This window comes from Cohnella sp. LGH, assembly GCF_017671885.1.
GTDB classification, from domain to species: Bacteria; Bacillota; Bacilli; order Paenibacillales; family Paenibacillaceae; genus Cohnella; species Cohnella phaseoli.
On sequence record NZ_CP072117.1, the window covers coordinates 4,276,065 to 4,288,699 of the forward strand.

The window sequence follows — 12,635 nt, forward strand, 5'->3', positions numbered from 1 at the left end:
CGAAACAAGGCTGTTCCATAACCACTTCAAGTTGCTATGAAAGATGATCGACGATAAAGGTCCGAGGGGGGATGTACCTCCTTCCGCTGCTATACGCTCCTGAAACCTGAATGGGTAAACCCGTTACAAGGTTTCAGGAGCGTATGAGGCAGTCTCCAGGCTAATCATGACCCTCAACACTTCCAGATAATTCCCAGAAGTTATTCGTGTAATTATCGAAGACGCTTTAGTGGCATACAATCCCCGATCTTGGTTGATTTATACGATTTTCCCTACAAACGTTCGTCGTTGGAGTCTGAGCCGAGTTGCTTTGTGCGGATTTTCCTACAAACGTCCGCCGTTTAAGTCTGGTTCGAGCTGCGTTGTGCGGATTTTCCTACAAACGTCCGTCGTTGGAGTCTGAGCCGAGTTGCTTTGTGCGGATTTTCCTACAAACGTCCGTCGTTGGAGTCTGAGCCGAGTTGCTTTGTGCGGATTTTCCTACAAACGTCCACCGTTTCAGCCTGGTTCGAGCTGCGTTGTACGAATTTCCGACTAACTTCCCTGCGTAAGCTCATGTGTGCAAATAGATCCGTCGTAAAAGTTTAATATCCAATAAATTTGGAAACACCTCTCGAGAACCAGCCCTCTTTTCACAATTCAAGCAATCGCTTCCAAGCCTCCAGCCTGTCCTCCAAACCGCGGTAGTCTCGAGTCGGAATCGGGCTCGTGGACGGCATGCGAATCAACTCGCGGCTGCGCATTTCCGGATGATCCCCGAAGTGCTTGGTCAGCTCGGCCAACGACTTCGAGCCGTTGCAGACGATCGCCCGCACGTTCGGATAATCGGCCAGCAGACCCGGGATGTCGTTCGGGATCGCCTGGCGGATTTCGCTGTCCAGACTCCCCTTCCTTTCGCAGCTCGCGATCGTATCCCACAGAGCAACGCCGCTTCGAAGCGCGAATTCGAGCCGCTCCTCGTACGCTTCGTCCGGCTCCCTCCCGTCCCCGAATAAAGCGTATAGAATACGCCACATATAATTGCGCGGGTTCCAATAGTATCGATGCGCCTGCAAGGATGCGACGCCCGGCATGCTGCCCAGAACGAGCATGCGGCACCCGGAATCGATGATCGGCGGGAACGAATGTACAATCACAGAACATTCTCCTTTCTATAGCCGATAGTCTTTCCCATCATAAGCCGCATACGCCAAAAAGCGCAAATCTCCAGATGAGATTTGCGCCGGCTTAAGCCATTGGCGACAGAACGGCTGTCCCGAATTCGAACGATCAGCCCTTGACGCTTCCCGCGGTCAGACCTTCGATAATCGTCCGCTGCAGGAAAGCATAGATGACCAGAATCGGCAAAACGCTGATGACGACCCCTGTAAATACGAGCGGATAACTCGTCTGGAATGCATCGCGGAAACCGACCATCCCTGTGGGCAACGTTTTAAGCGCATCCTTGCTGATAAAGAAATTGGCGAGCAAGTACTCGTTCCAGTTGCCAAGCAGGTTGATAATAAAGACAGTCACGAGCGCAGGCATCGTCAGCGGCAATATGATTCGGATGAACGAGCGAATAACGCCCAGTCCGTCGACAATTGCGGCCTCTTCCAATTCCGACGGGATCGCCTTCATAAATGCGACGATGAGCAGCACGCTGAACGGCAGCGCCCCGGCGGTATACGGCAAGTATAGCGCCCAGTGAGTGTCCAGCAGACCCAGCTTCTGAATCAAAATGTACTGAGCGATAAACAATACGTTTCCGGGAATGAGCATCCCGATCAGAATAAATTGGTAGATCGCTTTGCTGCTCTTATCGAATCTCATACGCGACAGCGCATAAGCGGTTGCTGCGGCGATGAGAATCGCGGATACCGCTGCGCTTACCGACAAGTAGGCGCTGTTAAAGAAATATTTACTGATTTTCGCTTGCGTCCAAGCATCCACATAGTTATCGAACGCCATCTGGACAGGAAATCCGAACGGAGCGGTAACAATCTGGTCGTTCGACTCCTTTAAGGACGAGAATAGCACGAACACGAACGGGAACAGAATAATGAAGACGTATATGAGCAGCAGCAGATGCGGCAAGGCTTTTTTGATGACTTTTGGCATTAGTACTCGATCCTTTCCTGCCGTCTGGCAATTGCGATTTGGTAAATCGCCGTCAGCAACAATGCAATGACGAAGATCATAATCGAAAGGGCGGTACCGTAACCGTATTGACCGTATCTAAGCGCTTTGTTAACCATATACGAGGCCATAACATCCGTCGCGCCCGCGGGTCCGCCGTTGGTCATGACGAGGACGATGTCGACGACACGCATCGCGCCGGCGATGGACAGCATGATAACTACCGATATAACAGGCATAATGAGCGGCGTTGTAATCCGGAAAGCTCTTTGGATGCCGGTAGCTCCGTCGATTTCCGCCGCCTCGTTGATTTCCTTAGGAATAGCCAGAATGGCTGCAAGCACCAGCACGATATAGAAGCCCATCCATTGCCAGGCATTCGTAACAAGTATGGACAGCATCGCCCATTTCGTATCGGACAGCCAGTAAATCGGCTCAATGCCGAACCAGCCCAGAAAATTGTTGAACAATCCGATACTCGGATGATACATGAATCCCCACAAAATCCCGATAATCGAGGTGGAAAGAATAGACGGCATAAACACCGTTGTTTTGTAGAAACCTTGGAGGCGCTTTACGCCGCTGATCAACAATGAGAACATAATGATCAAAGGAACTTGCACGAAAACGGAAAACAGGATGAAATACATGTTATTTTTGACGGAAACCCAAAAATCGTCATCGTTAAACGCTTTTTCAAAGTTGGCGAATCCCGTATACTTGGCCGGACTTAATCCGTCCCAATTCGTCAGCCCGTAAAATAACGATTGAAACACCGGATAGACAAAGAAGAGGCAATACAATCCGATTGTCGGCAGGACGAAGAGCAGGTATACATATGGATTTCTCAGTGTTTTGTTCATGGTTCTCCCACCCTTGTGACATGAGAGAGGTATCGCCCGACCGGGCAGGCGATACCTCGTTCTCCGTTGTTTTCTAAACTATTTCAGAGCTGCCAGCTCACTGTCCAAAGCTTTCTGAATTTCTTCAGCCGCTTTTTCCGGAGTCGTTTTGCCTGCAATCAAGTTTTGGATTTGTTTTTCGAACTCGCCGTTAACTGCGCCCGGAACGAGGGAGTCGAAGTGCGGGAATACTACGCCTTCTGCTGCCGCGTTGGAAGCCAGAACTTGCTGCATAATCGGATTGTCGGAAGTCAGCTTGGACGCATCCACTTTCATGGAAGGCAATACGCCGTCTTCTTGGTAGCCGCGTACTTGATATTCTTCCGTGTACAGGTTTTTGATAAATGCTTTGATCGCCGCTTTTTCGTTGTCGTTCACGTCGGACGAGAAGCCATAACCGTTATTTTGGTTAAAGTTAACCGCTTTTTGGCTGCCTTTGCCGCCTGGTACGGCTGGCATTGCGAAGTAGCCGACTTTGCCGTTCAACGCGGCGCCTACGCCGTCTGCGTTAAACGTGGAAATTCTCCAAGTACCGTCGAACAGGAATGCAGCTTTGCCGGCGATGAATTCGTTCGTTTGGCCCGTGTAGTCGATGCCCAGCTCGCCTTTGGTGAAGTAGCCTTTGTCAACCCACTCTTTGTATTTTGCCAGAGCTGCTACAACTTCCGGTTCCGTCATTTTACGGGAACCGTCGGCAACGCCTGCTTGAATGTCTTCTCCGGCATAACGCGGAATGAGCGTGTTCAGCAGCATGAACGGTACCCATGCCGCTTGCGAACCCATTGCGATCGGCGTAATGCCTTTGCCTTTGAGCGTCGCGAACGCAGCTTCAAGCTCTTCGAGCGTCGTCGGAGCAGCTAGGCCGTTAGCCTCCAAAATTTCTTTGTTGTAGAACCAACCTTCGGATCCGGCGCCGATCGGCAAGCCGTACACTTTACCGTCTACTACGAATGTAGAATAGTCCGTGAACTTATCTTTGATGCCGAGCTCTTCGATAATCGGAGTCAGGTCAAGCAGTTTGTTGGCGCGAGCGTATTTTTGTCCGTCGCCAGGACCGCCGAACAAGTCGAAAATTTTCGGAGGGTTGCCGGCTGCCATCTCGGCCGGAAGCTTGGTAAAGCGGTTGAAGCTGTCCTCTACGGCATCCATTTCGAAGTTGGCGCCTGGCACTTCGGTCTCGGCCTTCTGTACGACCTCGTCCAAAATCGCTTTACGGAACTTTTGCAGTTCGCCGATTTGAATGTGACGAAGGGAGACGTCGAATCTTTCGACAGGAGCCGGCGCGGATTCGCTCGGGGCTGGGCTTGATGCGCTTGCGCTTGGGCTTGCTGCCGGAGATGCCGACGGAGATGCGTTGTTCTCTTTGTTGTCGCTTCCGCATGCGCTCAATACCGAGGATAACATCAGAACCGAAGCCGTTACTGTTACCAATTTTTTCTTCAACTTAGGACCCTCCTAAATGGAATGTGGTTTTGCTTACACCCTTATTGTACGTGCATCTTTAGCCAAAGTAAGGGACTTAAACAACTAACGGGGGGATAAGATCGTCTTGCTATATTTGTAGATTTTTTCCCCCCTATTCGACGTTTAACACCTTTGCACGCGGCATAGGACAAAATTCCCCCTTCCCAAAAACTAATTACATTAGTTATAATATAAATGTAATTAGTTTTTGAAGGAGGATTTACTTATGAGAGCTACAACTTGGGGAAACGTAACCCAGCTTATTTTTATGCCGCGGCTCTTCCCGATGAATTGCTATCTTGTCGAGGAGGAGAACGGCATCACACTGATCGACGCCTGCATGCCTTTTGTTGCCAAGAAGATTCATGCCGCGATCAAGGAAACCGGCAAGCCGCTGACCCGTATTCTACTCACGCACGCCCACGAAGATCATATCGGGGCGGTGCCTTACCTAAAGTCGATCTATCCGGATGCGCAAGTTGGTATTTCCCGGAGAGACGCTGCGCTCCTTCGAGGAGATCGGGGGCTGCAGCCCTACGAAGCCCAAAGTCCGATCAAAGGTGGGGTACCCAAGCAGCCGCCATTCGAGCCCGACTTCCTGTTCGACGACGAAGAACGAATCGGCTCTCTGACCGCGATCGCAACCCCGGGTCATACGCCTGGACACTTCTGTTTTCTGGAAATTGGCAGTAAGACGCTGATTGCGGGAGATGCCTTTCAGACGAAAGGAGGCTTGGCCGTTTCGGGTCATCTGCAGTGGAAGTTCCCCTTCCCGGCCATGGCGACCTGGCATGCACGAACGGCAATCGAGAGCGCCTGCAAAATACTCGATCTGCGTCCCAACGCGCTTGCCGTCGGCCACGGCCCCGCCGTGCTTCAACCTGCTGCGGCAATTGAACAAGCGATAGCGGCCGCTCAAACCGCCTTGGAAAGGAGAAATGCCGGATGAGAGCCGGAATCAAGCCGGAGTCGGTTGTCGCAGCTGCCGCCGCGATCGCCGATCGCGACGGCTGGGATCGAATTACGCTTGCGAGCGTGGCAGAGAATCTGGGCATCAAAACCCCCTCCCTTTACAACCACGTCGAAGGGCTGGCGGATTTGCGCCAGAAACTGGCCTCCTATGCCCTTGCCAATCTGAAAGATCAGCTTCATGACGCTGCAATCGGGTATTCGAGCAAGCAGGCCTTCATTGAAGTCGGGCATGCCTACGTCCAGTTCGTACGGGAGCATCCCGGGCTGTACGAAGCGATCAATCGCGTCGTCTCGCCGAAGCCTGAAGCCTTCGAGCAAGCATCAGACAGTATTCTGAATCTGTTCATTCGCCTGATGCAGCCTCTCGGCATTCTGGAAGAGGAAGCCGTTCATGCTGTACGCGGCCTGCGGAGCATGGTTCATGGCTTTGCCTCCCTCGAATCGATGGGCGGCTTCCAGATGAAAGAGGATTTGAAGGAAAGCTTGTCCAAAGCGATTACTTATTATATGGACGGAATAAATTGCAGCAGGATTCGACAATAATTTCGCGAATATTTGGAAAGGAGTGGTTAAGGAGTGACATCTTATGCGCAAAAAAGAGTTAAGTCCCGAAGAGCTGTTGAAGATCATCTTCGATTACACGTCTAAAATCGCCAGCGAACGGCAACTGAACGCCGTGCTTGTGCACATGGCCGATATGGGACGCGAATTAATTTTATCCGATAGATGCACGGTGTGGCTGATCGACGAAGAAAATAAACAGCTGTATACGACGGTGGCCCACGGTGTCGACGAAATTCGCATCCCATATGGAACCGGCTTCGTAGGAAGCTCGATTGTATCCGGGGAAGCCATCATTATTGAAGACGCCTATTCGGATCCAAGGCATAATTCCGAGAATGATCGCAAAACCGGCTACCGGACCAAATCGGTCATTACCGTTCCGTTTCGCAACAATGACGGACAAATTATAGGGGCCTACCAAGCGATCAACAAGCTGACCGAAGTCGACAGCTTTACTCCTCGAGATCTGGAACTGCTCTCCCTCGCCGCCTCCTATGCCGGCAAATCTCTGGAGTCCGTCATGCTCCACCAAGAAATCTACGACACACAGCGCGAAATCATCGCCAAAATGGGCGAGGTCGGAGAAATCCGCTCCAAGGAAACCGCCAACCACGTCAAGCGCGTAGCCGAATACTCCTATATTCTTGCAATCGCGCTCGGTCTGCCCCCAGCGGAAGCCGAGCTGCTGCGCACCGCTTCTCCCATGCACGACATTGGCAAAGTCGCCATCTCCGATGCCATCTTGAACAAGCCCGGCAGACTGACGCCGGAAGAATATGATGCGATCAAGTCTCATACCGACATCGGCTATCGCTTGCTGCAAGGATCCAAGCGCGAACTACTGCGCGCCGCCGCCGTCGTTGCCGAACAACATCACGAGAAATGGGACGGCAGCGGTTACCCCGCCGGACGAAAAGGAGAAGAAATTCATATTTTCGGCCGGATTACGGCCGTGGCCGACGTCTTCGACGCGCTCAGCGCGGAACGGGTGTACAAAAAACCGTGGCCGATGGACCGGATTGAAAGCTTCTTCCGCGAGGAGCGGGGACGGCATTTCGATCCCGCCGTCGTGGACGCTTTCTTTGCCCATTTGCCGCAAATCAAGGCGATCCGCGAACGTCTGGCCGACGTTGAAGAGAAGACGGAATAGCAAAATAGAGGAGTCTTCGCGGACAATGCGTCCGGTTGACTCCTCTATTTGCGTTTAAGGATGGATTGACGCCACGAAGCTGCCGATACTTTCCCCGTTCCACCTGGCGTCAAGACGGTCTCCGTCGGCTAGAGGGCCTACTCCGGCCGGCGTTCCGGTAAACAATACGTCTCCAGGCCCGAGTCCGTAATGGCGGGCGATGAATTCAGTCAGCGTTTGCAGATCGAATACCATGTCGCGAACGTTGCCCCTCTGGACCTCACCCTCATTAATCAGCAGAGTAAAGTCGTGCGCTTCCAGCTCTGCGGAGCCGGAATAAGGCAACCAACGGCCGAGCAAAGCGGAGTTGCGGAAGCCTTTGGCCGCAAGCCACGGGTGCCCCTTCTCCTTCAGACGGGCCTGCACGTCCCGCAAAGTTAGATCCAGCCCAATGGTAAAAGCGGATGCCAGTTCGTCAAAGCGAATTCCCGGTTCATAAGGTCTGCCGATTGCGAATACGAGCTCCGCTTCGTAGTGAACGCTGCCCTGAGAGCCGGGAAGGATAATCTCCCCACCGTTCATATCTACTGCCGAATGGCTCGGCTTCGTGAAGATCATCGGGGTCGTCGGAACTTCGTTGCCCAACTCGGCGGCATGCAGACGATAGTTGCGGCCGACGCAATAAATATTGCGCAGATCCGCCGTTCTCATTTCGCTTAATCCGCGCATATTAGTCCTCTCCTTCGACAACAGCAAGCCAACGATCCGGATAATTGGTACATAGTTGGAAGGCTTCCGGACGAGCGGCCAACCTTCCCAAATCGGAAACCGAGTTAACCGTCCACGCCATCACCTCGATCGACGCTTTGGCGGTCTGCTCAAGCAGCTTCTCGTTCAAGTGATAGAACCCGATCGACAGATAAGAGCAATCGAGCGAGATTAGCCGTTCGACCAGATCGTCGGGGTTGTCGTCGATAATAAGTCCCATTCTAAGCTCCGGGGCGGCTTTGCGCACGGCGCGCAAAATCGCCGGTTCAAACGACGTTATCGTATGTTCGGCTTCCATTTTCCGCGAACGGATGACTTCAACCGCCCGCGAAGCGAGACGTTCGAAATCGGCATCGTCGCTCTTGAGCTCAATATTCAGCTTGCATCTTCCCGCCGCCAGATCGAGCACCTGCTCCAAGGTGGGAACGCCTTCCGACGAGAACGAAGCGTCCATCCAGCTTCCCGCATCCAGGCTCGCCAGCTGCTCCGCGCTGTAATCGGCGACCCTTCCTCTACCGTTGGTTGTTCGCTCCAGCGTGCCGTCATGAATGACGACCGGAACCCCGTCCTTGGACAGGTGCACGTCCAGCTCCATCCACTTCACGTGCGGATGACTGAGCGCCAGCTTAAAAGCTGCCAGCGTATTTTCCGGAGCTTTGCCCGAAGAGCCCCGATGAGCGACGCACGGATGAAGCGCCGCTTTCGTCTGTTTATCCATCATGCCCCTTCTTCCGTAAAAATGAAATCTGAAGGGCAAATTGCGCAGTCCCTTCGCATAGCTTTTAATTCCGTGAAGCAATCGCTCCATCCTCCTCCACCGAAGCCCCGATGGACAGCGACGACAGCCTGGCCAGCAGCGCTTTTCCTTCCGCGTCTTCCATCGGCGCAGGCTGCGAGTTGGTGGCGAACATCGGATTAAACGACAGCTCGCAAACGCCGTCCTTGCGGCATTCGGCATTCAGAATGCCCGTCTCCGACGAACGCACCGTTGTCGACGAGAACACGAAATTGCCGAGGCTGTAGGCGATCCACTTCCCTTTGTAGCTCTCGAAGCCTTGCAGTACGTGGGGATGGCTGCCGATGACCAAATCCGCTCCCGCATCGACGAAACGATGGGCGAGATCGGTTTGATGGGCGACCGGCGTATCCTTTCTCTCTTCTCCCCAATGAACCATGACCACGACGATATCGGCGTTTTTCTTCGCTTCCTCGATGGTGGAGACCGCACGTACCGGCGAATACGCCTCCGCAAGTCCCGGACGGTTTTTGTCCGCCTTCCATTCCACTACCGGAACGACTCGCGTAACGCCGATAAACGCTACGGTAATTCCATTCGCCTCTATGTACGACGGCTCGAAAGCTTCCTTATCGTCATTGCCCGATCCCGCATGCTTCAGGCCGACGTCGTCCAAAGCGTCCATCGTATCGCTTAAACCTTGCCATCCGTAATCGAGCGTATGGTTGTTAGCCAACGAGACAAAGTCGAAACCGGCGTCCTTCACCGCCTTCAACGCATCGACGGTTCCGCGAAATACGAACTGCTTGTCTTCCGCGGGAGTCCCGCGAACGGTAATGGGCGCTTCCAAGTTTCCGGCCGCAATATCCGCAGCCTCCAGCAGCGCCTTCGACTCGCGAAACGGGTAATCGTAGCCATTGGTCTTCATCAACTCCAACACCCTTGCCGCTGGGAGTATATCTCCGACAAACGCGAGAGACACCGTATCTCCTTCCGCGACGTCGACCGGCTCCGTTGTCGGCTCCGGCTTTTCCGACGGCTCGGAAGACGCGGATGCTTCCGCCCCTTCTTTTGAATCGTCCGTCGACGGCGCTCCGGACGGATCGGCGTCGTCCGGCTGCCCGGACGGAGCTTGGACAGCGGCCGAAGGCGGCGCTTCATTCGAATCGCCCTGCTCCGCTTTCCAGATTGCAAACGCTGCCGCGGCGATACAGAGAAGCAAAATCCCGTTAACGACAAGCAGTATTCTCGTCTTCGCTCGGCGCTTCGCCTTCTTCTGGGTTTGCGTTCTCGCTCGCGAATAAGTAGTCACGTAACCCGTCCTCCTTCCCTGCCCGTAATTATACAACATGGACAATAAAAAAACGATTTTTCCCTCGGATTTTACGGGGGAAAAATCGCTGTCCAATTCAGATGCGCAAACCGATCTTACGGCTCTTAAGCGCAAATTCCGCGCTTCCGTAGAGCCCGCCGTCATCGCCAAGCGATGGAGGAACGATGCGAAGTCTCTCTCTGTAGAGCGGATGAAGGCTGGCGCTGACGTACGACCTGAGCGAATCGAAGAAGATATCGCCTGCCGCAGCCACTCCGCCCCCGACAATGATGACGTCCGGACTGAGCAGCGCAATAGATGGAACGAGCACACGCGACAACCAGTTCGCCGTCCTCTGAAACACTTGGCCCGCGAATGCGTCTCCGTCAAGATACGCCTGCCATACGTCGTGCGACGTCAATTCGTCGCGAATTTCCGGTGGAAATCGTTCCGCCAGCAAGCCGACCCAGCCCGCTTTCAAGCCATCCCTTGCCTGGCGGGCAATGCCCGCAGTGGACGCGACCGTCTCCAGGCACCCCTTCATGCCGCAGCCGCACATGTAAGAAATGTCGGGAAAAGAGATGTGCCCGATTTCTCCGGCAAGACCGCCGGCGCCCTCGTGCAGCCGCCCGTCCGACACCCAGGCGGAAGCCATCCCGGTGCCGATCGTAAGACCCAGCACATGCGAGTAGCCTTTGCCTGCACCATGCAAATATTCGCCGTATACGACCATCTTCACATCGTTCTCGACAGCAACCGGCACGCCCAACAGCTGCTGCAGCCGAGCTGCGACGGGAACGTCGTTAAACGGCAGATTGGCGGAGCTCACCACCCCGGATTCGCTTTGAATAAATCCGGGCAGCCCGATGCCGACCGCTTCCAGTTCGGACTCACGGACTCCCTCTGCAGCTAATATTTCCTTGCATTGACCGGCTAGCTGTTGAATCAGCTCGCAGGAGCTCAGCTTAATTGTCCGAACCTTGCTCCGTCGAAGGAGCCGGCCTTCGGAATCGAACAAACCGGTCACGACGTTCGTCCCTCCAACGTCCATCCCGATCCGGCAGCTCATCCATCAGTCTCCTTCCGGGGCTCGAGCGTAATTTCCGATCGTCACCGGCAGTCTAGCCTTGACGGCCAGCTCTCCGGACAACACGCCGGCAAGCGCCGATACCATTGCCGGTTTGTTCTCGTACGTACACAGATATACCGGGGCTTCCGGGGCGATCAGCAGATCGTAAGGCGTGCGCGAGGCAACCCATACGAACGAGCCTTCGCAGCTTGCGTTCAGTTCGCTGATCAGCCCGGATTGCGATTCGGAGAACGCCGCGTCGTACGACACGAACACCGCTCGCTGCCCCGTGCTTACCGCCTTGCGGGCAGCCTCCGCCTCCTCCGCCGTCGGATCGGTTCCCACCCGCACCTCTACAACGTCGTAGCCTGCTGCGCTGAGCGCTTTGCCCAGCGTCCAATCCTGCGGAATAACCTCGATGACCTCCGTGCGGGAATGAGGCTCCGCCCAGATGACAACCGTCCTGCCTTCTTTCGGAAGCGGCAACCGCTCTCCTCCCTTGACGACGGTCACAGCGGCTTCGCACAGCTCCCTTTGCACCTCCGCGGCTCTTGCCCGATCCGCCTTCGGGAGCTCGTCTCCGAACAGACCTTGCTCCTGCTTCAGGTTCCAGATCCGGCGAGCCGCCTCATCGATGCGGGCCTCTGAGATTTCACCCGTCATCACGGCTTCCATTACCGCTTCAAGAGCAGCCGTCTGCCTCGACACCCGGTGGCTGACCAGAATAAGATCGGCGCCGGCCTTGATCGCGTCTACTGCGCCGCGCGCGACTCCGATCGTCCCCGAAATCGCATTCATCTCCAAGCAATCCGTCACAATCACGCCTTCGAAGCCCAACTGCTTCCGCAGCAATCCGGTTAGAATCGGCTCCGAGCGCGTCGCCGGAATGGCGGAATCGGGCTCGAAGGCCGGAAATACGACGTGCGCCGTCATAATTGCATCCGCTTTGCGCTCAATCGCGTAATGGAACGGATAAAGCTCAACCTCGTTCAACCGATCGACGCCGTGCGGAACGACAGGCAAAGCATAATGCGAATCGACCGCGGTGTCTCCATGGCCCGGAAAATGCTTGGCGACGGCAACGACGCCGCCTTCCTTATAGCCTTGAATCGCTGCCAGGCCAAGCGCCGCCACACGCTTTGGGTCTTCTCCGTACGATCTCACTCCGATTACCGGATTTTGCGGATTGTTGTTCACGTCGAGGCAGGGGGCGAAATTCATATTGATCCCGATTTCGCGCAGCTCCGCGCCGGACAGCTTAGCGGCCTCGCGCGTCAGCGCTTCGTTGTCGGCAGCGCCCTGCGCCATCCCGCCCGGCATCACGGTTACGCCTTCCTCCAGACGGACGACCATGCCGCCCTCCTGGTCTATTGCAATGAAGAGCGGATACTCGGAGATTTGCTGCAAACGGTCCGACAGCTCCCGAACCTGCCCGGCGTCCTTAAGATTGCGGCGAAAATAAATAATACCTCCAACGCCGTAATCCCGAATCAGGTTGCCGATCTCCTTCGTCGGCTCGGTTCCTTCGAATCCGCACATGAACAGCTGTCCGATCTTTTGCTTAAGCGAAAGCTCTCCGAAACCTCTGTTTGTCGTCATGA

12 protein-coding genes are annotated in these 12,635 nt (G+C 54.7%); 3 read left to right on the plus strand and 9 right to left on the minus strand.

Going from position 1 to position 12,635, the window contains the following annotated elements; translation table 11 throughout:
* Window positions 1-632: 632 nt before the first annotated feature.
* From J4772_RS18505 to J4772_RS18520, 4 genes are all read right to left on the minus strand, one after another.
* A complete protein-coding gene (locus J4772_RS18505) occupies window positions 633-1,136 on the minus strand; it encodes a DNA-deoxyinosine glycosylase (protein WP_247741138.1) in 504 nt (167 codons plus the stop codon).
* Window positions 1,137-1,269: 133 nt separating this feature from the next.
* A complete protein-coding gene (locus tag J4772_RS18510; RefSeq protein ID WP_116060494.1) occupies window positions 1,270-2,100 on the minus strand; it encodes a carbohydrate ABC transporter permease in 831 nt (276 codons plus the stop codon).
* On the minus strand, window positions 2,100-2,981 hold the full coding sequence (locus J4772_RS18515) for a carbohydrate ABC transporter permease (protein ID WP_116060493.1): 882 nt from the start codon (window positions 2,979-2,981) through the stop codon (window positions 2,100-2,102). Before J4772_RS18515 ends, J4772_RS18510 begins: the two co-directional genes overlap by 1 nt.
* Before the next feature lie 78 nt (window positions 2,982-3,059).
* Window positions 3,060-4,463, minus strand: a complete 1,404-nt coding sequence (locus J4772_RS18520; RefSeq protein WP_116060492.1) for an extracellular solute-binding protein — start codon at window positions 4,461-4,463, stop codon at window positions 3,060-3,062.
* 247 nt (window positions 4,464-4,710) lie between these two features.
* On the opposite strand from J4772_RS18520, the gene J4772_RS18525 reads away from it, so the two are divergent.
* From J4772_RS18525 to J4772_RS18535, 3 genes are read left to right on the plus strand one after another with little or no spacing between them, the layout of a single operon-like run.
* Window positions 4,711-5,433, plus strand: a complete 723-nt coding sequence (locus J4772_RS18525; protein ID WP_209076582.1) for an MBL fold metallo-hydrolase — start codon at window positions 4,711-4,713, stop codon at window positions 5,431-5,433.
* On the plus strand, window positions 5,430-5,999 hold the full coding sequence (locus tag J4772_RS18530; protein ID WP_116060490.1) for a TetR-like C-terminal domain-containing protein: 570 nt from the start codon (window positions 5,430-5,432) through the stop codon (window positions 5,997-5,999). The genes J4772_RS18525 and J4772_RS18530 overlap by 4 nt, the downstream gene beginning before the upstream one ends.
* Window positions 6,000-6,042: 43 nt before the next feature.
* Entirely contained in the window at window positions 6,043-7,170 is a 1,128-nt protein-coding gene (locus tag J4772_RS18535) for an HD domain-containing phosphohydrolase (RefSeq protein ID WP_116060489.1), read from the plus strand.
* A gap of 54 nt (window positions 7,171-7,224) precedes the next feature.
* Here the strand turns inward: J4772_RS18535 and J4772_RS18540 are convergent, their stop codons facing one another.
* The 5 genes from J4772_RS18540 to nagZ all read right to left on the minus strand — a co-directional run bounded on the left by J4772_RS18540 (window position 7,225) and on the right by nagZ (window position 12,633).
* Window positions 7,225-7,878, minus strand: coding sequence for a fumarylacetoacetate hydrolase family protein (locus J4772_RS18540; RefSeq protein ID WP_247741139.1), 654 nt, complete (start codon window positions 7,876-7,878; stop codon window positions 7,225-7,227).
* A 1-nt stretch (window position 7,879) separates the two neighbouring features.
* Window positions 7,880-8,716: a glycerophosphodiester phosphodiesterase gene (locus J4772_RS18545; protein WP_247741140.1), complete on the minus strand. Its 837-nt coding sequence runs from the start codon at window positions 8,714-8,716 to the stop codon at window positions 7,880-7,882.
* Complete coding sequence (locus J4772_RS18550; RefSeq protein WP_247741141.1) at window positions 8,700-9,965, minus strand: CapA family protein; 1,266 nt, start codon at window positions 9,963-9,965, stop codon at window positions 8,700-8,702. The genes J4772_RS18545 and J4772_RS18550 overlap by 17 nt, the downstream gene beginning before the upstream one ends.
* A gap of 97 nt (window positions 9,966-10,062) precedes the next feature.
* Window positions 10,063-11,034, minus strand: coding sequence for an ROK family protein (locus J4772_RS18555; protein WP_209076583.1), 972 nt, complete (start codon window positions 11,032-11,034; stop codon window positions 10,063-10,065).
* A gap of 3 nt (window positions 11,035-11,037) precedes the next feature.
* Window positions 11,038-12,633, minus strand: coding sequence for a beta-N-acetylhexosaminidase (gene nagZ, locus J4772_RS18560; protein WP_209076584.1), 1,596 nt, complete (start codon window positions 12,631-12,633; stop codon window positions 11,038-11,040).
* Window positions 12,634-12,635: the final 2 nt, after the last annotated feature.